At 64.9% G+C, this 23,524-nt stretch carries 21 protein-coding genes; 2 read left to right on the forward strand and 19 right to left on the reverse strand.

All coding sequences use genetic code 11. From position 1 onward, the window contains the following. The first annotated feature begins 38 nt into the window (after positions 1-38). Positions 39-950, forward strand: a complete 912-nt coding sequence (locus tag J1M86_RS12280; protein WP_206510096.1) for an A/G-specific adenine glycosylase — start codon at positions 39-41, stop codon at positions 948-950. A 1-nt stretch (position 951) separates the two neighbouring features. Here J1M86_RS12280 and J1M86_RS12285 read toward each other — a convergent pair whose 3' ends face one another. After that, positions 952-1,758 (reverse strand): alpha/beta fold hydrolase, encoded by an 807-nt coding sequence (locus J1M86_RS12285; protein WP_075839487.1) that lies wholly within the window; start codon positions 1,756-1,758, stop codon positions 952-954. Between the two features lie 20 nt (positions 1,759-1,778). Next, positions 1,779-2,516: an alpha/beta fold hydrolase gene (locus J1M86_RS12290; RefSeq protein ID WP_206510110.1), complete on the reverse strand. Its 738-nt coding sequence runs from the start codon at positions 2,514-2,516 to the stop codon at positions 1,779-1,781. A gap of 36 nt (positions 2,517-2,552) precedes the next feature. Here J1M86_RS12290 and J1M86_RS12295 point away from each other — a divergent pair, with 36 nt between their 5' ends. Next, positions 2,553-2,882, forward strand: coding sequence for an antibiotic biosynthesis monooxygenase (locus J1M86_RS12295; RefSeq protein ID WP_075839446.1), 330 nt, complete (start codon positions 2,553-2,555; stop codon positions 2,880-2,882). A 9-nt stretch (positions 2,883-2,891) separates the two neighbouring features. Here J1M86_RS12295 and J1M86_RS12300 read toward each other — a convergent pair whose 3' ends face one another. The 17 genes from J1M86_RS12300 to hpt all read right to left on the reverse strand — a co-directional run bounded on the left by J1M86_RS12300 (position 2,892) and on the right by hpt (position 23,394). Then, on the reverse strand, positions 2,892-5,180 hold the full coding sequence (locus J1M86_RS12300; protein WP_241260006.1) for a bifunctional diguanylate cyclase/phosphodiesterase: 2,289 nt from the start codon (positions 5,178-5,180) through the stop codon (positions 2,892-2,894). Positions 5,181-5,406: 226 nt separating this feature from the next. After that, positions 5,407-7,005 carry an MFS transporter gene (locus J1M86_RS12305; RefSeq protein ID WP_206510097.1) on the reverse strand — a complete coding sequence of 533 codons (1,599 nt, stop codon included), beginning with the start codon at positions 7,003-7,005 and terminating at the stop codon, positions 5,407-5,409. 205 nt (positions 7,006-7,210) lie between these two features. After that, on the reverse strand, positions 7,211-9,751 hold the full coding sequence (locus J1M86_RS12310; RefSeq protein WP_206510098.1) for an ATP-dependent Clp protease ATP-binding subunit: 2,541 nt from the start codon (positions 9,749-9,751) through the stop codon (positions 7,211-7,213). Positions 9,752-10,065: 314 nt separating this feature from the next. Next, entirely contained in the window at positions 10,066-11,583 is a 1,518-nt protein-coding gene (gene lysS, locus J1M86_RS12315; protein WP_075839444.1) for a lysine--tRNA ligase, read from the reverse strand. 55 nt (positions 11,584-11,638) lie between these two features. Further along, positions 11,639-12,007: a rhodanese-like domain-containing protein gene (locus tag J1M86_RS12320; RefSeq protein WP_187346761.1), complete on the reverse strand. Its 369-nt coding sequence runs from the start codon at positions 12,005-12,007 to the stop codon at positions 11,639-11,641. A gap of 254 nt (positions 12,008-12,261) precedes the next feature. Further along, positions 12,262-13,062, reverse strand: coding sequence for a type III pantothenate kinase (locus tag J1M86_RS12325; protein ID WP_206510099.1), 801 nt, complete (start codon positions 13,060-13,062; stop codon positions 12,262-12,264). A 2-nt stretch (positions 13,063-13,064) separates the two neighbouring features. Next, on the reverse strand, positions 13,065-13,496 hold the full coding sequence (gene panD, locus J1M86_RS12330) for an aspartate 1-decarboxylase (RefSeq protein ID WP_075839442.1): 432 nt from the start codon (positions 13,494-13,496) through the stop codon (positions 13,065-13,067). A gap of 11 nt (positions 13,497-13,507) precedes the next feature. Beyond that, on the reverse strand, positions 13,508-14,410 hold the full coding sequence (gene panC, locus J1M86_RS12335) for a pantoate--beta-alanine ligase (protein WP_206510100.1): 903 nt from the start codon (positions 14,408-14,410) through the stop codon (positions 13,508-13,510). After that, entirely contained in the window at positions 14,407-15,321 is a 915-nt protein-coding gene (locus J1M86_RS12340) for a Rossmann-like and DUF2520 domain-containing protein (protein WP_206510101.1), read from the reverse strand. The genes panC and J1M86_RS12340 overlap by 4 nt, the downstream gene beginning before the upstream one ends. A gap of 146 nt (positions 15,322-15,467) precedes the next feature. Next, entirely contained in the window at positions 15,468-16,700 is a 1,233-nt protein-coding gene (locus J1M86_RS12345; protein ID WP_206510102.1) for a DUF6779 domain-containing protein, read from the reverse strand. A gap of 146 nt (positions 16,701-16,846) precedes the next feature. Continuing rightward, a complete protein-coding gene (locus J1M86_RS12350; RefSeq protein WP_206510112.1) occupies positions 16,847-17,308 on the reverse strand; it encodes a DUF3180 domain-containing protein in 462 nt (153 codons plus the stop codon). 5 nt (positions 17,309-17,313) lie between these two features. After that, positions 17,314-17,838, reverse strand: a complete 525-nt coding sequence (folK, locus tag J1M86_RS12355; RefSeq protein WP_206510103.1) for a 2-amino-4-hydroxy-6-hydroxymethyldihydropteridine diphosphokinase — start codon at positions 17,836-17,838, stop codon at positions 17,314-17,316. A 13-nt stretch (positions 17,839-17,851) separates the two neighbouring features. Continuing rightward, complete coding sequence (gene folB, locus J1M86_RS12360) at positions 17,852-18,220, reverse strand: dihydroneopterin aldolase (protein WP_075839438.1); 369 nt, start codon at positions 18,218-18,220, stop codon at positions 17,852-17,854. Continuing rightward, positions 18,217-19,047 carry a dihydropteroate synthase gene (gene folP / locus J1M86_RS12365; protein ID WP_206510104.1) on the reverse strand — a complete coding sequence of 277 codons (831 nt, stop codon included), beginning with the start codon at positions 19,045-19,047 and terminating at the stop codon, positions 18,217-18,219. The genes folB and folP overlap by 4 nt, the downstream gene beginning before the upstream one ends. Before the next feature lie 13 nt (positions 19,048-19,060). Beyond that, positions 19,061-19,693, reverse strand: coding sequence for a GTP cyclohydrolase I FolE (gene folE / locus J1M86_RS12370; RefSeq protein ID WP_075839484.1), 633 nt, complete (start codon positions 19,691-19,693; stop codon positions 19,061-19,063). 132 nt (positions 19,694-19,825) lie between these two features. Further along, complete coding sequence (gene ftsH, locus J1M86_RS12375) at positions 19,826-22,564, reverse strand: ATP-dependent zinc metalloprotease FtsH (RefSeq protein WP_206510105.1); 2,739 nt, start codon at positions 22,562-22,564, stop codon at positions 19,826-19,828. Positions 22,565-22,839: 275 nt separating this feature from the next. Continuing rightward, a complete protein-coding gene (gene hpt / locus J1M86_RS12380; protein WP_075839483.1) occupies positions 22,840-23,394 on the reverse strand; it encodes a hypoxanthine phosphoribosyltransferase in 555 nt (184 codons plus the stop codon). Between the last annotated feature and the right edge of the window lie 130 nt (positions 23,395-23,524).

The raw sequence follows: 23,524 nt of genomic DNA on the forward strand, positions 1-23,524 counted from the left end.
AGACACCGACAAACGAGAACGAGAGGGTGCATTCACCGATGCCGATCGACAGGGCCGCGCTTCTGGGATGGTTCGACAGCGATGCCCGCGACCTCCCGTGGCGACGACCGGGAGTGACGGCGTGGCAGATCCTGATGAGCGAGATCATGCTGCAGCAGACACCGGTATCGCGCGTCGAGCCGATCTGGGAGCAGTGGGTCGAGCGCTGGCCCGTTCCGTCGGCGATGGCCGCGTCGTCTCAGGCCGAGGTGCTCAGGGCGTGGGGCAAGCTCGGCTACCCCCGTCGGGCGCTTCGGCTGCACGAGTGCGCGGGCGTGCTCGCCGCCGAACACGGTGACGTCGTTCCGGGTGAGGTCGATACGTTGCTCGGACTTCCCGGGATCGGGGCGTACACCGCGCGCGCTGTCGCCTGCTTCGCCTACGGGCAGCGGGTACCCGTCGTCGACACCAATGTCAGACGGGTCGTCGCACGAGCGGTGAACGGGGACGCCGAGCCCGGCAATCCATCGACGAAACGCGATCTCGCCGACGTGGAGTGCCTGCTTCCCCCGCGGCGCGCAGAAGCAGCCCGCTATTCGGCCGCCCTGATGGAACTCGGTGCGCTGATCTGCACCGCGAGGAACCCCGCGTGCCTGCTGTGTCCGCTGCCGGAGTGCTCCTGGATCACGGCCGGTCGCCCCGCCCACACCGGACCGGCGAAGAAGGTTCAGAAGTTCGCCGGGACCGACCGTCAGGTGCGGGGGAAGCTGATGTCGGTGCTACGGGAAAGCCACGGCCCGGTCGATCGGGCGCAGCTGGACATCGTCTGGCCCAGCGATCCAGGTCAACGCAACCGCGCCTTGGATTCGCTGCTCGTCGACGGGCTGATCGAGCAGACGGCGTCGGGACTGTTCGCTCTTGCCGGGGAGGGCGACGCGGCCGATTCAGCCGGTCCGCCCGTCTGCGGCTGAATCAGCGCAGAAACTCGACCAGCAGCTTGTTCACCACGTCGGGCCGTTCGAGGTAGCCGAAGTGACCGGTGTCCGGGATTTCCTCGTACCGAGCACCCGGGATGGCGTGGGCAACCTCGCGGCTCAGGTGAACGGGAATGAGGCGATCGTCAGCGAAACCGACGACCAACGACGTGGCCGTGATCGCGCGATACGCGGCCAATCGCTCCGACCCAGCTCGCATCTCGAGCCCGATCTGCGCGCGCCTGCCCGCCGAACGACCGCCGCCCGAGAATTCCAGAACTGCCAGCCAATCGCCGATCGCCTGCTCGTCGCGCAGCGTTGCGGGTGAGAAATTGTTCATCGCGGTAACCGCAGCCCGGTACGAGGACGGCAGCGTGATACCGGCGTCGTACAGATCGCGCTCGCCCTGCGCCATCGCCTTCTGCATCGCCGAGGAACGACCGTAGGTGGCCATCATCACCGCGTGTGACACGAGGTCCGGGCGGGCGAGCGCGAGTTCCTGCGTGACGCGCGCCCCCATCGAGGTGCCGACGACGCGAACCCGTGTTTCACCCAGGTGCTCGATGAGCGCTGCGGTGTCCGCGACGAGATCGTCCAGCACCATCGAGTCGAAGCTTTCCGACGACGGCGCAATGCCACGATTGTCGAATGTGACCACACCGAAGCCCGCTCGAACGAGTGCAGGCACCTGGTGCGCATGCCAGACCCGTCCCGGGCTGCCGGTCCCCATCACCAGAACGACGAGCGGCCCGGTGCCTTCGCGGTGGTAGTTGATATCAGTACCGTTTATTCGTGCCTGCGTGATCCGTGCCTGCGACATTTGCGTCATCGTAGTCCGGCCAGAAAGCCCGAGACCACCTCGCGATAGCGCTGCGGCTGCTCGTCGTGCACCAGGTGCGCCGAATCCGGCACGAGAACGTAGCTCGAACTGGGCTTGCGCGCATGCATCTCGGCCATCTGCCCCGGCGGAGTGATTCCCGACGCACCCTCGATCAACAATGTCGGGGCTTCGACGGCGTCCCACTCCGACCAGAAGTGCCGCGTGCCCCACTCCGACGAGATGGCCTCGAACGTCGACACCTCGCCGTGCAGGTACCAGCCGTCGTCCCGGCGCTCGAACGAGTCGAGGAAGTACTGCCCTGCGACGTCGCCGAAGTACTCACGCACCTCGTCCTCGGTGGTGAACGGTTGGGGCCAACGCCGAATCAGCGCCGCCCAGGCGTCGGCGGTGCGGCCACGGAAGTCGGGCGCAATGTCCTCCACCACCAGGGCCGACACCAGATCGGGCCGAGCCGCTGCCAGACACCACCCGTGCAGTGAACCCATCGAGTGACCGATGACGGTAACGCGCCCGAGTTCCTCGGCATGGCGAATCAGATCCTCGACGAACGCTTCGGTATCGAGCGAGGACGGTGGCGGCCGCCGGTGCCCCGGTGCGTCATAGGTGTGCACGCGACCGAACCGGCGTAGCCACGGAACCTGACGCCGCCACGTCTGCGCGCTGCCCATCAATCCGTGCAACAGCAGGATCGGATCGCCGGATCCACCCTCGTCGTACAGCATCCCTGCGATCGTAGTCACTTCGGTACCCTGGCCGTCATGGCTGTCGTCAAGATCAATGCAATCGACGTTCCCGAAGGTGCCGGACCGGAGCTCGAGAAAAGATTCGCGGCACGGGCCGGAGCGGTCGAAGGCTCCCCCGGATTCCTGGGGTTCCAACTGCTGCGACCGGTGAAGGGCGAAAAACGCTACTTCGTCGTCACGCAGTGGGAGACCGAGGAGGCCTTCCAGGAGTGGGCCGCCGGGCCCGCCAAAGCCGCACACGCCGCCAAGCCAGGCGAGGGTTCCGGTGAGGGCGCGAAGCCTGTCGCTTCAGGCGCGTCGCTGCTCGAGTTCGAGGTCGTGTTGGACGTGGCCGCGAAGAGCTGACCGCGGCCCCTAGCCGAGCGTGTCGGCAGGAGTTGCCTGCGAGTGCACCATCGCTTCGATGTGTGCGACGAGCGCGTCGAGTTCGTCGGTGGCGACCGCAGGGCCGAAGTAGAACCCCTGCGCGTCGTCGCACCCCAGGTCGCGGAGCTTGTCGAGCGTCCCTGCGTCCTCGACCCCCTCGGCGACGACTCTCATTCCGAGACTGCGCGCAAGACCGATGGTCGATCCCACGATCGAGGCATTGATCGACTCGTTGTTCATCTCGGTCACGAAGGACTTGTCGATCTTCAGGGTCTGAACCGGCAGCTCACGCAGATAGGCCAGCGTGCTGTAGCCCGTTCCGTAATCGTCGATAGCGACGGAGACACCAAGATCCCGCAGCGCGAGCAGAGCGTCGACCGAGCGTCGGGGATCTGTCATTGCGGTGGTCTCGGTGACCTCGACCTCGACGGCATCGGCGGGGACGTCATGCCTGGCCAGTGCCTGGGAAACCTGTTCGACGAGCGTCGAATCGAGCAGGTTTCGGACCGACAGGTTGATCGAGACGCGCATCTGTGGCCGAGTGTGCCGCATCTCGGCGCAGCAGCGCAGGGCGTCCTCGAGGACGTAGGCGGTGATAGCCGGGAGCAGTCCGGTCCGTTCGGCATCGGGGAGAAACGAGTTCGGCGCAAGCAGTCCGTCACGCGGATGTTGCCAGCGCAGTAGCGCTTCGACTCCGCGCACGGTGCCCGACTCGATGTTCACGCAGGGCTGGAAGTACACCCTCAACTGGCGTTGCCGCAGTGCGGTGTCGAGTTCGCCGAGCAGGCGCATCTGCTCGTGCCGGTCCTTGTCCATCGACGGCACGTACACCGATGTGCGTGCGAGCCCGTACTTGGCCGAGGCGAGGGCCACGTGCGCATGTTGTAGCAGTTCCTCCGCACCGATAGCGCTGAGCTCGGACGATTCCGCCACCCCGACGGTGGCGTCGAGGGCAACGTTGATATCGCGAACGAACATCGTCCGGCTGACGGCGAGGCGAAGCTGCTCGGCGCGCTCGGCCGAGCGGACCAGCATGTGGGAGGTATCGGTGACCACGACGAACTGGTCGCCACCGAGCCGTCCCACCACCGAACCAGGCAACGAGGCCGAAACCAGGCGCTGTCCGATCTCGCGCAGAACCTGATCTCCCACCGAGTACCCGAATGTCTCGTTGATCTGCGAGAACCGATCGATGTCCACGACGAACACCACGACACCGCGGTCAGCGGCTCCGGCTGCGGCCAGGGAGCCGTCGAGCAGAGTGCCGATGCGCGTGCGGTTCGCGAGCCCGGTCACGGGGTCGGAGACGGCGGCGACGGACAGTGCATCGGCCTGCCGACGCAGCACGGACAGGAAGTACGCCATCCGGGCACCGGCGAGTGCGACTGCCGCCACCGACGTCCCCAGAATCACCCAGCCCCACTCGCTCACCGGTATGCCTCTGACCAGCTGAATACCCATCACCACCGCGGAGATCAGCATCGCGGCGCTCAACAGTGTCAGCCTCTTGCGATCGATGGACCGCCGCGGACCGATGAAGTCCTCGTCCGTTGCCCACAATTTCCGAGCCGGATACAGCGCGGCCGCTGCCAGGAGCACATACCCGACCAACCATCCGGAGTTCGGAGGCTCGGCGTCGCGGAACGAAGGGTCATCGGCGACGAGGTGCGAGATCCACCCCGTCACCACGAACGACAGAAACGCAAGAGCAGTCAGCACGAAGGGGACGGTTCTGGCGCGCTTGGACAGCAGCAGTATCGCCATGAGCGCGAGCAGGAATCCGTCGACGCCGGTATAGAACACCACCGGCCAGTATTCGACGAACGCGTCGAATCCCAGCGGCCGCTCGCTTCGGGATCCGACTACGAATATCCACGCCGCCAGCCCCAATCCGCTGGCAATGATCAACCCCTCGAGCACATCCTCGATATGGAAGGCGCGTTCACCACCGTGCCGTATCGCCAACATCGCGGCGACGAGGGCGCATTCACCGAGGAGATAGGCAGTGTCGGCGACAGAGACGAGCGGGATGGGACGTTCCCCGAGAACGTGTACCGCGCAGATGAAGTCGCCGAGCGCCCATCCCACCAGTCCCGCGGTGAGCAGTCCCCACGAGAGCCGGTTCTCACCGTGACGGTGGTTGCTCGCGAACGCGATAACGAGCAGGCACGCCACCGTCAGGATGGCGTAGAGGGTCACTCGCGCGAAACCGTTGGGGAGTGCCAGGTATACCGCGACGCCAGCCGCACCCAACACGAGGAACCTAGACCACCTCATACTTCGAGTCAGTCCTTCCTGGTCCCCCAACCATCGATGCGTTTGTCTCCCCGAGCAGAACCCACGATCCGACTGGTATTCGTCACCGAAAACCAGTCGGATCGGCCATGTGATCAAGGATTGCAGACTTCGCGATCGAACTGTTACCCAGGTATCCCATCTCGAAGGTCGAACCAGAGGACTACCGCTGATCGAAGTCGGGGTTCACTGCGCCGCTGCGCCCCGGCTAGCCGGCTTCCTGGTCCGAGGTTTTCGATCGCCCGGCATCGATCGACGCATATTGGGCCAGCAGTTGCTTCTCCTCGTCGTGTCGAGGGAATGCGAAGAACACCAGCACCGCACCAGCCAATACGACGACGATGGCCGCCGCGTACGACTTCTGGTCTCCATCGAGGAAAGCTTGTCGCGCTGCTTCGATGATCTGGTCGCTGTACTGCGGGTATCTTTCGGCCAGGTCGGCGGCGGAAGAAAAAGACTTGGTCAGTACCGCCTGAGTCTGTTCACTGATCTGGTCGGAGTTGGGCGCACTCGCGATCTGATTCGTCAACGATGCGGCGTAACCCGCCGTGAGCAGAGCCCCGAGTGCGGACTGCATGATGGCCCCGCCGAGATCTCGCTGCAGATCGGCAGTGCCCGAAGCCATTCCGGCTCGATCTACCGGAACCGCTCCCGTCAGCGAACGAGACGCGGGTGTGCCCGCGAATCCGACGCCTACGCCGAGCAGCACGTAGCTGAGGGCTACCAGCAGGAACGACACGTCCTCTTTCCAGGTCGCCCACGCCAGCACGAGGCCGAGGACGATGAAGAGGTACCCCAGCAGGAGCGTGAACCGAGAACCATGCGATTCGACGAGCTTGGCCGACTGCGGCGCGACGATGACCATTGCGATCGCAGCGGGCAGAGTGGACGCGCCGGCGGCAAGCGTCGAGTACCCCAGGACGTTCTGTAAGAACTGCTGTCCGACGAAGATGACGCCCATCAGCGAACCGAACACGATGATTCCGGCCAGGGCAGCCACCCAGAACGTCCGCCGCTTCGCGACGCGTAGATCGTAGAGCGGGTACTTGGCGCGCGACTGCCTGATGACGAACACGGTCCCGGCGGCGAGAGCGATGAGTCCGAGTCCGATGGCCATCGTGCCCATTCCGTCGACCGGAGCGAAGTTGATGCTCAGAACCAGAGCTGCGATGAACAGCACCGACACCATGCCACCCAGGTTGTCCACCGGATCGGTGGACTCGTTGACATGGGCGGGCACCAACATCGCAGCGAGCACGAGCGCCGCCAACGCCAGCGGCAACGATACGAGGAACACCGAACCCCAGGGAAAGACTTCGAGAAGAGCCCCGGACAGCAGCGGGCCCAGGGCCGACAGGGCACCGCCCAGCGCCGACCAGAGCGCAATGGCCTTGGTGCGAGCCGGCCCGGACCACAGTGCGGTGATGAGGGCGAGCGTCGTCGGGTAAGCCAGGCCCGCGGACAGGCCGCCGAGCAACCGCGCCCCGAACAGCACCTCGAAGTTCGGCGCGAATCCGGCGATGACACACGCGGGCATGGACAGCGCCATACCGAGCACCAGCAGCATCTTGCGGCCGTACCGGTCGCCGAGTGCGCCGAGATACAACACCGAGGCAGCCAGGCCAAGGGAGTAGGCGACCGCGATCAGATTGAGCTGGGTCTGGCTGGCGTCGAAGTCACGTCCGATTTCGGGGAGAGCGACATTCGCCACCGCCAGGTTCAAGTTCGCCACGGCGGCGACGAGAATGAGAACGAACAACACCAACCCTGCGCGGGCGGGCACCGAGCCCTTGTCGACGGTAGTCACAGGCGCCAGTCAAGCGCAGAGTCCGCAAGTTCGCCTCACCTTCGGCGTGCGAAATCCGCCCTGGATCGCCCTCGCCCCGCCCGCATGAATGGACCATTGCAACCGTCTGACCGTTGCGATGGTCCATTCATGCCGAAAGGGTGGGGCCGCGGAACAGCAAAACGGGCCGCACCCGTGATAGGTGCGGCCCGCTTCGTGTGAACAGTTACTCGCCGTCGTCGCCCGAGGTCTTGGCCAGGTCGACCGGCAAAGCGTCGGGAACCGAGATGGCCTTCTTCTCGCCGCGGAACGTGAACTTCGCGTCCTCGCCTGCGCCTTCGCCGTCCCAGTTCTCGACGTCGACCAGGATGATCTGGCCGGCCTCGATCTCGCCGAAGAGGATCTTCTCCGACAGCTGATCCTCGATCTCGCGCTGGATGGTGCGACGCAGTGGCCGCGCACCCAAGACGGGGTCGAACCCGCGCTTGGCGAGCAAGGACTTCGCCTTCTCGGTGACCTCGAGGGCCATGTCCTTGTTCTTGAGCGCACCCTCGACGCGGTTGAGCATGAGGTCGACCATCTGGATGATCTCGTCTTTGGTGAGCTGGTGGAACACGACGATGTCATCGATACGGTTGAGGAACTCGGGGCGGAAGTGTTTCTTCAGCTCGTCGTTGACCTTCAACTTCATGCGCTCGTAGTTCGAGCCGGTGCCCTCACCCGATGAGAAGCCGAGGCCGACTGCCTTCGAGATGTCCGCGGTACCGAGGTTCGAGGTGAAGATCAGCACGGTGTTCTTGAAGTCGACCGTGCGTCCCTGACCGTCGGTGAGACGGCCGTCCTCGAGCACCTGCAGGAGGGTGTTGTAGATCTCCTGGTGCGCCTTCTCGATCTCGTCGAACAGCACGACGGAGAACGGCTTGCGGCGAACCTTCTCGGTGAGCTGGCCACCCTCTTCGTAGCCGACGTATCCGGGAGGTGCACCGAACAGACGAGAGGCCGTGAAGCGGTCGTGGAACTCGCCCATGTCGATCTGGATGAGCGCGTCGTCCTCGCCGAACAGGAAGTTCGCCAGCGCCTTGGACAGCTCGGTCTTACCGACACCGGACGGACCGGCGAAGATGAACGAGCCGGACGGACGCTTGGGATCCTTCAAACCCGCACGCGTACGACGGATGGCCTTGGAGACTGCCTTGACGGCCTCCACCTGTCCGATGATGCGCTTGTGCAGCTCGTCTTCCATGCGGAGCAGACGCGTGGTCTCCTCCTCGGTGAGCTTGAAGACGGGGATGCCGGTCCAGTTGCCGAGGACCTCCGCGATCTGCTCGTCGTCGACCTCGGCGATGACGTCGAGGTCACCGGAACGCCACTGCTTCTCGCGCTCGGCGCGCTGATGAACCAGCTGCTTTTCCTTGTCGCGCAGGTTCGCGGCCTTCTCGAAGTCCTGAGCGTCGATGGCCGATTCCTTCTCCCGGCGTGCATCGGCGATCTTGTCGTCGAACTCGCGCAGGTCTGGCGGCGCGGTCATCCGGCGGATGCGCATCCGCGCGCCCGCCTCGTCGATGAGGTCGATGGCCTTGTCAGGCAGGAACCGATCGTTGATGTAGCGGTCGGCCAGCGTCGCGGCCGCGACGAGTGCACCGTCGGTGATCGAGACGCGGTGGTGAGCCTCGTAGCGATCGCGCAGACCCTTGAGGATCTCGATGGTGTGCTCGACGGTCGGCTCGCCGACCTGGACGGGTTGGAAACGACGCTCGAGTGCCGCGTCCTTCTCGATGTACTTGCGGTACTCGTCGAGGGTGGTGGCACCGATGGTCTGAAGCTCACCGCGGGCCAGTTTCGGCTTGAGGATCGAGGCCGCGTCGATGGCGCCCTCGGCCGCGCCGGCACCAACGAGGGTGTGCAGCTCGTCGATGAACAGAATGATGTCGCCGCGGGTGTTGATTTCCTTGAGAACCTTCTTCAGGCGCTCCTCGAAGTCACCGCGGTAACGGCTACCGGCAACCAACGACCCGAGGTCGAGCGTGTAGAGCTGCTTGTCCTTGAGCGTCTCGGGAACCTCGCCGTTGACGATGGCCTGCGCGAGGCCCTCGACGACTGCGGTCTTACCGACGCCGGGCTCACCGATGAGAACAGGGTTGTTCTTGGTACGGCGGCTCAGGACCTGCATGACACGCTCGATTTCTTTCGAGCGGCCGATGACCGGATCGAGCTTGCCTTCGAGAGCTGCCTGGGTCAGGTTGCGTCCGAACTGGTCCAGCACGAGCGAGGTCGACGGGGTGCCTGCTTCGCCGCGCCCGCCGCCGCCGGACTCGGACGGCTCCTTGCCCTGGTAACCGGAGAGCAGCTGGATGACCTGCTGCCGCACGCGGTTGAGGTCGGCGCCGAGCTTGACCAGTACCTGAGCCGCGACGCCTTCGCCCTCGCGGATCAGACCCAGCAGAATGTGCTCGGTGCCGATGTAGTTGTGGCCGAGCTGCAGCGCCTCGCGGAGGCTGAGCTCGAGTACTTTCTTGGCGCGCGGGGTGAACGGGATGTGACCGGACGGGGCCTGCTGACCCTGACCGATGATCTCTTCGACCTGGCTGCGGACTCCTTCAAGGGAGATGCCCAACGACTCGAGCGACTTGGCCGCAACGCCCTCACCCTCATGGATGAGGCCGAGCAGAATGTGCTCCGTGCCGATGTAGTTGTGGTTGAGCATCCGGGCTTCTTCTTGAGCCAGGACGACAACACGCCGCGCGCGATCGGTGAACCTCTCGAACATCGCTCTCCCTCACTTCTTGGTGGGTGATAGCACTACCCCACCAGGTCTTCTAGCGCCACAGTATCCAGTGACGCGGGGTCGCTCGGCACCTGAAGGTAAGTCTCACGCCTACGCTGCTGCGTCTGCGCCTACAGCCTTACTGTAGTTGGCCGTTCGTTCACGTGCCGACCCTCGGTCCCCGTAGCGTCACCGGTTGGCTCCGACACGGGCCCCTACAACCGGTGCTTACCGTTCATAACGCGGGAATGCGCCGAATCGTTTCCCGTTTTCTGTCCGCTGCTGGCGAACACACTCCCTGGTCGGGAACGTCGCAATCAGACCTGAGGCTTGACGATCGGGAACAGGATCGTCTCGCGAATGCCCAACCCGGTCAGCGCCATGAGCAGTCGATCGATTCCCATACCGGTGCCGGTGGTCGGCGGCATGCCCTGCTCCATGGCGGCGAGGAAGTCCTCGTCGAGCACCATTGCCTCGTCGTCGCCGGCGGCGGCCTGCCGCGCCTGGTCCTCGAAACGCTCCCGCTGGATGACTGGGTCGACCAGTTCGGAGTAGCCCGTGGCCAGCTCGAATCCGCGAACGTACAAGTCCCACTTCTCGGTGATACCAGGCTTGCTTCGGTGCTGACGGGTGAGCGGGGAGGTCTCGACAGGAAAGTCGCGGACGAACGTCGGCGCGGACAGGCCGTCTCCGACGTGGTGCTCCCACAGCTCCTCCACGAGCTTGCCGTGCCCGTACACCGGCTTCCCGTCCTTGCGAGGAACGTCCAATCCCGCCTTGTCCGCCAGGGCGAGCAACTCGTCGACGCTCGTGTCCGGGCTGACGGTGACGCCGATGGCCTCGGACAACGACGGGTACATCTCGAGGGTGGTCCATTCGCCACCCAGGTCATAGGTGGTGCCGTCGGGCAGAACCACCACCTGGGTGCCCAGCGCGGCCTGAGCGACCTCCTGGACGAGTTCACGTGTCATTTTCGCCGAATCGTCGTACGTCCCGTAGGCCTCGTACGTCTCGAGCATCGCGAACTCGGGCGAGTGCGACGAGTCCGCTCCCTCGTTGCGGAAGTTGCGGTTGATCTCGAAGACCTTCTCGATGCCGCCGACGACACAGCGCTTGAGAAACAGCTCGGGCGCGATCCGCAAATACAGGTCGGTATCCATGGAATTGGAGTGGGTGACGAACGGGCGGGCCGCCGCACCGCCGTGCAACGTCTGAAGCATCGGAGTCTCGACCTCCAGAAACCCGCGCCGCTCGAGGGAGTTGCGCAGCTCGCGCACCACAGCGATGCGTTTGCGCGCCACCTCGCGAGCCTCCGGGCGGGTGATCAGGTCGAGGTAGCGCTGGCGGATCCGCGTCTCCTCGTTCAATTCCTTGTGTGCGACGGGCAGCGGTCGGAGCGCTTTCGACGCCATCTCCCACGAGTCGGCCATGACGCTCAGCTCGCCGCGGCGGCTGCTGATGACCTCGCCGTGCACGAACGCGAAGTCGCCGAGGTCGACATCGGACTTCCACGCCGCCAGCGCGTCCTCACCCACACCTGCCAGGCTGATCATGGCCTGCAACTGGGTACCGTCGCCCTCCTGCAGCGTCGCGAAGCAGAGCTTGCCGGTGTTTCGGACGAAGATGACGCGCCCCACGACGCCGACCACCTGGCCGGTGGTGGTGTCGGCGTCGAGTTCGGGAAAGAGTTCGCGGATCTCACGGAGCGAATGCGTGCGCGCGACCGAAACCGGATAGGCCTCACGGCCCTGCTCGAGCAGCCGGTCCCGCTTGGCACGACGAATCCGTAGCTGTTCCGGAGTGTCGTCGGCGGTGGGGGCAGCTGGATCAGTCACAGGCGCACACTTTATCTGCCGTGCCCGACAAACAAGAATCAGTGCTTGGCAAGAATCAGTGCGCGCTGATCGCTTCTGCCTCCCGAACGGAGTGCCTGGCCCCGGTCAACACCCCCAGCAAGCCCGCGGACTGCAACGCCCGGTAGCCGCCGACCAGATCGGTCGCCCTGTGCAAACCCAGCTCCTGCAGCGACGCCACAGCGAGACTGGAGGTGTAGCCCTCGGAGCAGATGACGATCCACTCGACATCGCGGTCGGTCGCGACGGTGAGTCGGGCGTCGCTCGTCGGATTCAACCGGGCCTCGAGGACGTTGCGCTCGATGGCGAGCGCGCCCGGCAACGTCCCTTGGAGGGCGCGCTGCGCCTGCGGCCGGATGTCGACGACGATGGCCCCTCGTGCCACGGCGTCGCGGAGTTCGAACACCGTCGTTCGTGGGGTTCGGGTGCGCGTCTGCTCGAGAGCGGAGGATGAATCGAAAGGATCGGAATCGGTGAACAGCAGTCCACCTGAGACAGGTGTGGAAAGCACGGAAATCGCTCCAGGGTAGGCAATTGAACGAGGCAGAGGTCAGCCTCGACAACACTCCTGGGTTCCCGTGCAGGTGGTCACGAGTAGAGATTTTGGCACAGCATTCCGTTTTTGACCAGTGCCGGGATCGCCGACCGCCGGAATCTGCGCTAGCGAGCACGCCGTTTCGCCAGATTGCGCTCGTACACCAACCGCAGACCCTCGAGGGTCAGCTCCGGCTCGTGGTGATCGATGGAGGTGCTCTCGGCCATGATCAGCTGCGCACTCTCACCGGTACCGATGACCGCCACGTCCTTGCTGTCGGCCTCGGGCAACTCGCGTCGCAGGCGCCCGACCAGGCCGTCTACCAGACCCGCGAACCCGAACACCGCACCGGCCTGCATGGCTTCCACGGTGTTCTTGCCCAGCACCGAGCGTGGGCGTACCAACTCGACCTCGCGCAGCGCAGCAGAGCGAGAGGACATCGCAGCAGCCGAGACCTCGAGTCCCGGCGCGATCGCACCCCCGAGGAACTCGCCCCTGGCGGAAACCACGTCCACGCAGGTGGTGGTGCCGAAATCGACGACGATGCAGGCACTTCCGTAGAGGTCATGGGCGGCGAGAGTATTGACGATACGGTCGGCACCGACCTCTTTGGGATTGTCCACCAGCAGCGGAACACCTGTCCGCACACCGGGTTCGACGACCACATGTGGTACATGCTCCCAGTACCGTCCGAGCATCGTTCGCATCTCACGCAGCACCGAGGGCACTGTCGACAGCGCGGACACCCCCGTGATCTGGTCGACGTCACCGCCCAGGAGTCCCCGGAGCATCAGCGCCAGCTCGTCCGCCGTGACGCGTGGATCCGTCCTCATCCTCCAGTCGCGCAGCAACTTCGCGTGATCGCCGCTGCCACTGAACAGGCCGAGCGTCATGGACGTGTTGCGTACGTCGACTGCAAGCAGCATTGCTACACCAGCACCGAATCAGCCCGGAGCGAGCGCGGAGTGATCAGACCGGAACCCTCCGGGGCGTGCGCGGGATCGGTGCCGAGCTCGACGGGCGAGTTCTTCTCGTCGACGAACACAACGCTCGGTGCATAATCCTTGCATTCCTGCTCGTTCATCACGCCATAGGCGATCAGAATGACGAGATCGCCAGGATTGACCAGGTGCGCTGCGGCGCCGTTGATTCCGATGACTCCGCTGCCTCGCTCGCCCGTGATCACGTAGGTTTCCAGCCGCGCCCCGTTGTCGATGTCGACGATGGTGACCTGCTCACCCTCGAGCAGATCTGCCGCGTCCATCAGGTCCTCGTCGACGGTCACCGATCCCACGTAGTGCAGGTCGGCGTGCGTGACCGTCGCGCGATGGATCTTCGACTTCATCATGGTGCGAAACATAGTGTTTCCCTTCAGTTCTGGTGATCGTCGGGATATTCGAGGAATCCTGTTCCGACGGCGACTCCGACGTTGTCGATCAAGCGCGTCGTGCCGACCCTGGCCGCGACGAGCAGTCTTCCGTCGCCGCGTTCGGGAGGCGGCCCCAAATCGACGCCGCGAAGCTCGAGGTAATCGACCTCCACTTCCGGAACCGCCTCGAGCACACCGCGCGCGGTCGACAGGATCTGCTCGGCTCCCCCGGCCGCGGCATGTGCGCCCGCCACCAGCGCCGCCGACAACGCCGTGGCCGCATCGCGCTGATGCGGGTCCAGGTAGCGGTTGCGCGAGGACAGAGCCAAACCGTCCTGTTCGCGAACAGTGGGCACACCGAAGATCTTGACGTCGAAATTCAGATCGCGCACCATCTGCCGGATCAGCGTCAACTGCTGGTAGTCCTTCTCGCCGAAGTAGGCAGCGTGTGGCGCAGCGATCTGTAGCAGCTTCGCGACAACGGTGAGCATGCCGGCGAAATGCGTGGGACGCGAGGCACCTTCGAGTTCGGCGCCGAGCGGCCCGGGATGGACGGTGGTCCGGGGTCCGGAGGGGTACATGTCGGTGGCGGACGGCGCGAACACGAGTTCGACACCCTCGCCCCGCAGCAACTCCACGTCTGCTTCGAGCGTGCGAGGGTACGCATCGAGATCCTCGCCGACACCGAACTGCAACGGATTGACGAAGATCGAGACGATCACCACTGCCCCGGATCGCTTGGCCTGCTGCACCAGATGGATGTGACCGGCATGCAGGGCCCCCATGGTCGGCACCAGCGCGACCGTTTTGCCAACGGCCCGAAGAGCTTTGGACACCGATGTAACCACCGAAGGGTCGTGATGCACCGTCAGATGCCCTGCCGTGAAGCTGCCCGCAAGCGTCATTTCTTGCCTTCCAGATATGCGACCAACTCTGCCGAGGACCCCACCCGTTGCGCCGACCGAAGCGCCAGCGCGCGGTACCCGGCGGCGATCCGCACATCGACCTTCCCGAGCACCTCGAGATGGTTTTCGACGGCAGCGACGTCGCCTCGTGCAACAGGGCCGGTCAATGCAGATTGCCCGCGCCGCAGCGCATTGTCGAGCGCCGCGGTAACCAAGGGTGCGAGAACACGCCGAGCGGCCTCCGGTTCGGTGTCGATACCGGGAAATCCGGGACCGTCCAGAGCGATCTTCAAGGCGTCCAGGGCGTCGGCGATCAACGTCACCAGGTGATTGGATCCGTGCGCCAACGCTGCGTGATAGAGCGCTCGATTCTCCTCGGCCACGTGCACCGGCTCGCCACCGAGCTCGAGCACGAGAGCTTGCGCGACGGCGTAGCCGATCTCGTCGGCCGCCGTGACGCCGAAGCACGCCGAGGCCAGTCGGTCGGTGTCCTCGGGAACGCCGGTGAACGTCATCGCCGGGTGGATGGCCAGCGGAATCGCACCGCATGCCGTCAGCGGTGCCAGCACACCGATCCCATTGGCACCCGAGGTGTGCACGATGATTTTTCCGGGTGCAATAGCGCCGGTGGCGGCCAAACCGGCTGCGATCGACGCGAGCTCGGTGTCGGGAACGCTCAGTATCAGCAGCTCGGCTCGTTTGGCCACCTCGTCCACCGGAAGGATCTCCGATTCCGGCAACCGCGTTCGTACCCGTCGCAAGGATGCCTCGGATACCGCCGCGCAACCGACGACCAGGTGCCCGACGCGCTCGAAAGCCTCGCCGAGGGCTGTTCCCACACGACCAGCAGAGACGATTCCTACCGTCAAGCGTGCCGGGGCGGGATCAGCAGTGAACCCATGTGAGGCCACTGAAAAAGTTCCTCTCGTTCGTTCCAGTCCCGCTCGGCGGGTACCAGACGTCCTGAAGAAGAGGATAACCGCACGGATGCACCACGGACCACGCTGTAGTGCAGTGATCTATTTCACTCAGCGTCGAACCGGGGTTGCGCTACTGGTCAATCGGCACGGCGACGGTGCCAGCGCTCGCTTGGTTCGCTGCTCGTCGACTGCATGTCCGCAAGGATCTCGGCCACGGATCGTCCGTTGGAGTGCGCTCCAGAGGAGTCCGTCGCCTCCGATTCGGCGCGTCGCCGACGTCGCACTCTCGGCTCGGGCAGATCCCACTGGTTCGGCGATGTCTCTTCGATCCCGTGAGCATCGTCCGGTGCAATCTGCTCCTCGAACGCGGCCGCCTCAGGCTCATGTGCCGGCTCGGGCTCGTACGGCGGCTCAGGAACGAAGACCTGCGCCGCCTCGAATGGGGACGGCTCGGACGGGGCTGCATCGTACGGGGCTGCATCGTCGGCGGGGGTTGTGTACGCGTCGTCGACCTCGCCGACCCAGGTTCCCCCGACCGGACCGGACACCCGCGGTGGCGTCGGGATTCGGCGGCTGCCGACCCGGACACCGACCTCATCCTCTTCCGGTGCGGCATCTTCCGGGGCAGTCTCGTGAGCCACCGGCTCGGAGTGCTGAGAGTTGTACGGTTGCGAGCTGTACGACGTGTTGTAGGGCTGGCGAGCCGAGGAGTACTCCGCGGGCGGTTCGTCGCCGATCGGTGTGTCCGGGTACAGCACCGAGGTCTCTGCTGTCACCGGCTCGTCGTAGGGGGTTGCCAGACCCGGCACAGGTTCTTCGGCACCCGACCCGCGTCCACCCCGTCCGGGTACGTAGAGCCCCGACGGAGCAGGTTGATAACTGTCGTAGTTTCGGCCGCCACCGAGTTCCTGCAACCGCATCGCTTCCGCGCGCAGAGCCACCCGCTCGGCGGGTAGGTTGCCGTCGAAGAGCATCTGCAGGTTGTTCCGAAGATGCGCAAGTTCGGTACGCAGCGCCGCGATTTCGCTGGTCTCGAGTTGAACCTCGCTTCGGATCCGAGATTCGACGCCCAGCTCGTACTCCCGCCGCGCCGATATCTCGCGGGCGAGTTGCAGCTCGTAGACGGTCTGCAGGTCCTTGGCTTTCGCCTGGTCTGCGGCTGCCTCGCGGCGGTACTTGGTCATGGCGAATGCGCCGACGATCGCCGCCCACAGCGCCGATACGAGGCCGACGCGAAGCCACTGAACATTTTCACTGAAGAGCAGGAGCACACTCGCCACAACGCCGAACACCACCAGCGCGGCGATGAACAGCTGGCTCGCACTGCGCCGCGCGCGGCGGCCTGCCTTCGTGCGAGTCGGTTCGGTCATGAAACCCAGGGTAACCGTCCGAGGGCCTTCGGCCGGTCAAGCTCGACAGCAACGATGCCCGTGTGATCGCAACAATTCGGTCACCACGGGCTCGCGCAGTACTTCCGACACGACTTTACGCCCGACACCACATCGGCGCCGGTGGGTCAACTTCCCTCCGGGTTGTCCTTCGGTGTTCGGCAGCAGTGTTCGAGCCACAGCGCAGCACCGACGAGGGCGAGTCCCGCCACTAGCCCGACGATGGCACCCACCCGGTCCGAGGACGCAGCGCGCACGGTAGCGGCCATGGGGAGCACATGCAGCAGAAATCCGATCCAGACACCTGCCACGGCAGCCCCCACCAGGGCAGATGCTTTCGCCAGGGCGAGTGCACGCGCCACTGTGATGGGGTGAAGCTGGGTGGGACCGTCGCCGATTCTTCGGTCACCGATGCGGGAGCGTATGTAGAAAGCGAGACCGATTTCCAAGATTGCAACCAGGTAGAGCGAGGCTCCTGCGAGCGGTCCGATCGGGGGCAACGACCCGTAGAACGATCGCACCAGCAACCACGTCGCCACTGCAGCGAAGGTCCCCAGGCCGATCAGGTCCCACGCCCTGGTGGAACGCATTTCTGTCATCGGTCCGCCTCCAGCCGCATCTCGGTGGCGCTCACACCGGACCTTTCTTCCTCACCCAGGCCGGCGAGCCACTCCCCAACCGGTCGCCGAGCGCCGGCCACGGTGAGCTCCGCGTCGGGTTCGACCGCCAACCAGGGCATCAGCACGAAGGCCCTTCGATGGGCACGCGGATGCGGAAGCAGCAGCTCGGGATCGTCACCGACGATATCGCCGCCGTCGGAATCTCGGCAGACCACGAGGTCAACGTCGAGACTCCGCGGCCCCCAACGCTGGACACGAACCCGGTCGGCGGCGCTCTCGCATTCTCTCGCGAAGGCGAGCCATTGCCTCGGGTCTGTGTGCCGTTCCTCCGCGATGATCACCGCATTGAGGAAGTCCTGCTGCTCTACGCCGCCCCAGGGCGCCGACGAGTACACCGCCGACGCAGCCACCATTCTCGGTCCGAGGGCTGCTGCCACCGAACGAAGATGGCCGAGCGAGTCCCCGACGTTGCTGCCGATCGACAGCACCACCCCCGTCACGCGCTGCGCCTTGTCATGACACTGCCCGGGTGCGGTGCGCGACGACGGCGACATCGGTGAAAGTCAGTGGGATGGGTGCGGCCGGCTTGTGCAGCACTACTTCGACGGCATCGACACGATCGTCCTGCATGACACCGTCGGCGATCTCTGCTGCGACGGTCTCGATGAGATCGCGCGCCGGACCGGACACGACCGCAGCAGCGGCCTCGGCCAGCTCCCCGTAATGCATGGTCTCGCTCAGGTCATCGGTGGCCGCGGCGTGCCGCAGGTCCATCCAAACCGTGATGTCGACGACGAAGTCCTGGCCGTCGCGTTTTTCGAAGTCGAACACCCCGTGGTGTCCGCGAACCTTCAGTCCGCGTAGCTCGATCCGATCGCTCACAGTCCGCCTCTCGCCCAAGCCGACGCCACTGCGACGGCGTCGAGTGTCGATCGTGCATCGTGCACGCGCACGCCCCACGCGCCGCCTGCGATGGCCAGGGCAGAGACGACGGCGGTCGCTGTCTCACGTCCGTCGGGGGGCCGCACTGTTTCACCGTCCGCAAGTAGCGATCCGAGGAAGCGCTTGCGCGAGGCTCCGATCAATATCGGCATCCCCAGTTCGACGAATACCGGGAGAGCACGCAGCAGTGTCCAGTTGTGCTGGGCGCTCTTGGCGAAGCCGAGGCCGGGATCGAGCACGATGTCGGATGGGTCGACTCCGGCCGCGACGGCCCGATCCACCTGCTCCAGGAGTTCGCGTCGAACGTCCTCGACGACGTCGTCGTAGTGCGCTACCGCACCGGTGTGGGTGTACTCCGCAGCGGAACGCCAGTGCATCAGAATCCATGGCACGCCGGCTTCGGCGACCACCCGAGCCATGTCCGGATCGGCTCGTCCACCGGATACGTCGTTGACTATGGACACGCCCGCCTCGATGGCTGCTGCTGCAACCGACGCTCGCATCGTGTCGACGCTGGTTGGCACACCTGCAGCGCTCAACGCGGAGATGACAGGAACTACCCGCCCGGACTCGACAGCGGGGTCGATGCGGTCGGCTCCTGGACGCGTGGATTCACCTCCGACATCGACGATGTCGACTCCCACGCCGTGCAGCTCGACGCCGTGCCCGACCGCTGCCTCGACGTTCAGGTACCGCCCGCCGTCGGAAAACGAATCGGCCGTGACGTTGAGCACGCCCATGACCACCGGGGCTCCGGGCAGAGTCATGCGTCGGGGCTCGTCATTTGCGAAGAATCAGATCCAACGCCTCGGATCGAGACGCCGCACTCGATTGGAGCAGGCCACGAACCGCCGACGTCGTGGTGCTCGCTCCGGGCTTGCGGATCCCGCGCATCGCCATGCATAGATGCTCCGCTTCGATGACGACGATCGCACCGCGTGGGTCGAGTTTGCGCATCACAGCGTCGGCGACCTGGCTCGTCAGACGTTCCTGCACCTGCGGGCGCTTGGAGTAGAGGTCCACCACCCGCGCCAGCTTGGACAGCCCCGTCACCTTCCCGCTCTTGCCCGGGATGTATCCGACGTGCGCGACACCGTGAAACGAGACCAGGTGGTGTTCGCACGTCGAGAACATCGGGATATCGCGGACCAGGACGAGTTCTTGATGTCCCTCGTCGAACGTGGTGTTCAAGACCGAATCGGGGTTGACATACAACCCACCGAACATTTCGCGGTACGCGCGCGCCACTCGGGCCGGGGTGTCCGCGAGGCCCTCCCGGTCGGGATCCTCGCCCACCGCGATGAGCAGTTCACGTACGGCCGCTTCGGCTCGCGCCTGATCGAAGGAACGGCCAGTCGCAACGGCGACCAACTCGTTCGGGTCGGCCTGCGCGGGGACGCCTTCTTCGTCGATCTCCCTGACTGACACGTTCGTTCAACCTCCGGTCTGGGGGCACCGCTGGCCCCAGGAATGACTTCTCGACCTATCGTCGACCGCGACACCACCTGTAGATGCCCATCTGCCCCGACAAATGGGCATCTCGACCTAGTTTCGGTCGCTCGGGCCTTCCCACCGCTGGGTACGCGGACCCTCGTCCGAGGAACGACCTTGTTCCGACGCATCGGGGTGGTCGTTCGGTAGCCCGCCGAGCGGATCCCATTGTGGACCTGCCGGGTCCGAGTAACGGGGAGTAGTTCCCTGCTGCTCCCCGCCGCCGCTCGGATCCGTGGACTCGGGCGGCTGATACTGGTTCTGGGGTGGCTGGTACTGCGGTGGCTGGTACTGCGGTGGCCGATACTGGGGCGGTTGGTACTGGGGCGCCGGGTTCTGGGGCGCCGGAGTCCCGTACCCGGGTGGAACCTGGTACGTGGGCGGGTTACTGTACCTGTTTCCGGCGTCGGATCCACCGGAACGGCCCGTCGGTCCCTGTGTTTCTCGTGGCGGCCATCCCGGCGCCGACCAGCCTGCGGGGGCGCCGTAGTCCGGACGTGATCCCTGTGGACGAGGATCCGGGTTGCGGTAATTTGCGCCGTCGTTCAGGCCGCTACCGTTCGGGCCGCTGCCGTGCTGTGCTCCACCGCTGTGTGCACCACCGCTGTGTGCTCCGTTGCCCGGGGCTGCACCGTAGGGACCGTTCTCGTAGGGGCCACCGTTGCTTCGGGGGCCACCGTTGTTCGGGCCACCGTTGGCATTGGCGCCGCCATCGGGGGCACCGTTGGTGTACCCGGTCGGTCGAGAAGATCCTGCATAGCTGTCCGGGGCACCCTTGGACAGCTGCGGTGGACCGGCATAGCTGGGCTGCGGAAACTGTTGCGGCGGAGCCACCTTCGGAGCAATCGGCTTCGGCGGCCATGGCTCGCCACGCTCGATCGCCAGCTCGCCCGGCGTCTTGACCGGCGGCTTGTCCGACGGCACTCGCTCACCGAAGTCGTTGAACGCGGTAATGCGAGGACGCTTGGCGACATCGGTGAAGATCTTCTCGAGATCCTTGCGGGTGAGTGTCTCCCGCTCGAGCAGTTCGGATGCCAACCGGTCCAGCACGTCTCGATACTCGTTGAGAATGGCCCAGGCCTCGGTATGAGCGGCCTCGATGAGCTTGCGGACCTCTTCGTCGATCTCACGAGCGACCTCGTGCGAGAAGTCCGACTGCACGCCCATCGAACGCCCGAGGAACGGGTCACCCTGCTCCTGGCCGTAACGGACAGCTCCGAGCTTGCTGCTCATGCCGTACTCGGTGACCATCGCGCGAGCAATCTTCGTCGCCTGATCGATATCCGAGGACGCTCCGGTGGTCGGCTCGTGGAACACCAACTCCTCGGCGGCTCGTCCGCCCATCGCCATGACGAGACGCGCGATCATCTCCGAGCGCGTCATCAATCCCTTGTCGTCCTCGGGGACGGTCATGGCGTGTCCGCCGGTGCGTCCACGCGCAAGGATGGTCACCTTGTAGACGGGCTCGATATCAGGCATCGCCCACGCAGCCAGCGTGTGGCCGCCCTCGTGGTAGGCAGTGATCTTCTTTTCGTGTTCGCTGATGATGCGGCTCTTGCGTCGCGGCCCGCCGACGACACGGTCGACCGACTCCTCGAGCGCGGCCTCGGTGATCACGGTGCCGTTCTCCCTGGCGGTCAGCAACGCAGCCTCGTTGATGACATTGGCGAGATCGGCGCCGGACATCCCGACGGTGCGCTTGGCGAGACCTTCGAGATCGGCGTCGTGCGCAACAGGCTTGCCCGCCGAGTGAACGGCCAGAATCGCGCGCCGGCCAGCGAGGTCGGGGGCGCCGACCGGGATCTGACGATCGAAACGACCGGGACGCAGAAGAGCGGGGTCGAGGATGTCGGGACGGTTGGTCGCAGCAATGAGAATGACACCGGTGCGCTCACCGAAACCGTCCATCTCGACGAGAAGCTGGTTCAGCGTCTGCTCACGCTCGTCATGACCACCGCCCATACCTGCGCCGCGCTGACGACCGACTGCGTCGATCTCGTCGACGAAGATGATGCACGGGCTGTTCTGCTTGGCCTGCTCGAAGAGGTCACGCACGCGAGAGGCGCCGACACCGACGAACATCTCGACGAAATCGGAACCCGAGATGGTGAAGAAGGGCACGCCCGACTCGCCCGCGACCGCACGCGCGAGCAGAGTCTTGCCGGTTCCCGGAGGACCGTAGAGCAGAACGCCGCGCGGAATCTTGGCGCCGAGCGCCTGGTAGCGCGCTGGATTCTGCAGGAAATCCTTGATCTCGTACAGTTCTTCGACAGCTTCGTCGGCGCCCGCGACATCCTGGAAAGTAGTCTTCGGCATGTCCTTGGTGAGCTGCTTGGCCTTCGACTTACCGAAGCCCATCACACCGCCGCGTCCACCACCCTGCATCTTCATCATGATGAAGATGAACACGCCGAGCAGAAGAACCATCGGCAGCACGAACAGCAACAGCGAGGACAACCAGCTGTCCTGGGAGACGACGGTGTTGTAGCTGTCCAGCCCGTCCGTGCTGACCTTGTCGAAAATGGTTTCCGACGCCGAATCCGGGTATTTCGCGAGAATCTGAGTCTCGCCCTCCGTGGCGTCGTTGCCTTCCTTCAGAGTCAGGCGAACCTGCTGCTCACGGTCGTCGATCTGCGCCTTCTCGACGTTCTGCGAATCGAGCTGCGCGATCGCCACAGACGTGTCGACGGCCTTCCAGTCGCGCGTGTCGTTTCCGAAGTAGCTGAAGGCGAAGATCACCATCAGAATGCCGAAAACGATGGCCAGGTTCCGTATAACTGTCTTCCGATTCATACAGCTTCAGCCGAGACGGCCTCGTCCTTTCCAGTCAACTCCGATGCGCGGATTCCGGCCGCACACCGGATGCTCCAGGCTACCGCGAACGGCCACCCCGTACCTGAAGTGCATCGGCCCCACAGCGTTGCTGCGCCAACTCACGCTTTCTGCATCGTTCAACGTCCCCCCAGGGCCAACGGTTCCCCACACCGTGGCCCGACTCAACGAAACAACAGGTTCGACGCGTCACACCCGAGAACGAAGGAGCTCACGGAACAAACGAAGCCCTGAATCTACCCGCCGTACACGCGAGGCTCGAGCGTACCGATATACGGCAGGTCACGGTAGCGCTCGTTGTAATCGAGACCGTAACCGACGACGAACTCGTTCGGGATGTCGAAGCCCACGTTGGCGACCTCGACGTCGACCTTGATCGCGTCCGGCTTGCGCAGCAAAGTCACCACCGACAGCGACGCCGGATTGCGAGTGGCGAGATTGCGCCTGAGCCAGGACAGCGTCAGACCGGAGTCGATGATGTCCTCGACGATCAGAACGTTGCGCCCGTTGATGTCGCGATCGAGATCCTTGAGAATGCGCACCACACCCGAGGACGAAGTCGACGACCCGTAGGAGCTCACCGCCATGAACTCGAGCTGGGTCGGAATCGGCAACGCCCGCGCGAAATCCGTCATGAACATGATCGCGCCCTTGAGAACACCGACGAGCAACAGGTCACCCTCGGGAGCATCCTCGGGATAACGCTTGGCGATCTCCTCCGCGAGCTCGGCGGTTCGAGCCTTGATCTGCTCCTCCGAGATGAGAATCGATTCGATATCGCCCTCGTACACGGCGCTTCCCTTCATAGGTTCTGTTTCATCAAGAGTCATTCCGCAGGCTCCACTCCAGCTCGAGTGCAAGAGTGCCACGTCGCCGACCCACCACCAACCTGGCACCGGGCGGTCCCCCACCGACCGCGAC

This window comes from Rhodococcus sp. KRD197 (assembly GCF_017168235.1).
Taxonomy (GTDB): Bacteria; Actinomycetota; Actinomycetes; order Mycobacteriales; family Mycobacteriaceae; genus Rhodococcoides.

What these genes read in the sequence shown, in the direction of transcription:
- J1M86_RS12295 (WP_075839446.1), top strand. Translation starts at nt 2,553, where the DNA reads ATGGCTGTCGTCAAGATCAATGCAATCGACGTTCCCGAAGGTGCCGGA.
- J1M86_RS12310 (WP_206510098.1), bottom strand. Translation starts at nt 9,751, where the DNA reads ATGTTCGAGAGGTTCACCGATCGCGCGCGGCGTGTTGTCGTCCTGGCT.
- J1M86_RS12325 (WP_206510099.1), bottom strand. Translation starts at nt 13,062, where the DNA reads ATGCTGCTTGCAGTCGACGTACGCAACACGTCCATGACGCTCGGCCTG.
- panD (WP_075839442.1), bottom strand. Translation starts at nt 13,496, where the DNA reads ATGTTTCGCACCATGATGAAGTCGAAGATCCATCGCGCGACGGTCACG.
- panC (WP_206510100.1), bottom strand. Translation starts at nt 14,410, where the DNA reads ATGACGCTTGCGGGCAGCTTCACGGCAGGGCATCTGACGGTGCATCAC.
- J1M86_RS12290 (WP_206510110.1), bottom strand. Translation starts at nt 2,516, where the DNA reads ATGCTGTACGACGAGGGTGGATCCGGCGATCCGATCCTGCTGTTGCAC.
- J1M86_RS12345 (WP_206510102.1), bottom strand. Translation starts at nt 16,700, where the DNA reads ATGACCGAACCGACTCGCACGAAGGCAGGCCGCCGCGCGCGGCGCAGT.
- J1M86_RS12300 (WP_241260006.1), bottom strand. Translation starts at nt 5,180, where the DNA reads ATGAGGTGGTCTAGGTTCCTCGTGTTGGGTGCGGCTGGCGTCGCGGTA.
- J1M86_RS12350 (WP_206510112.1), bottom strand. Translation starts at nt 17,308, where the DNA reads ATGCGTTCCACCAGGGCGTGGGACCTGATCGGCCTGGGGACCTTCGCT.
- folP (WP_206510104.1), bottom strand. Translation starts at nt 19,047, where the DNA reads ATGACTCTGCCCGGAGCCCCGGTGGTCATGGGCGTGCTCAACGTCACG.
- ftsH (WP_206510105.1), bottom strand. Translation starts at nt 22,564, where the DNA reads ATGAATCGGAAGACAGTTATACGGAACCTGGCCATCGTTTTCGGCATT.
- J1M86_RS12280 (WP_206510096.1), top strand. Translation starts at nt 39, where the DNA reads ATGCCGATCGACAGGGCCGCGCTTCTGGGATGGTTCGACAGCGATGCC.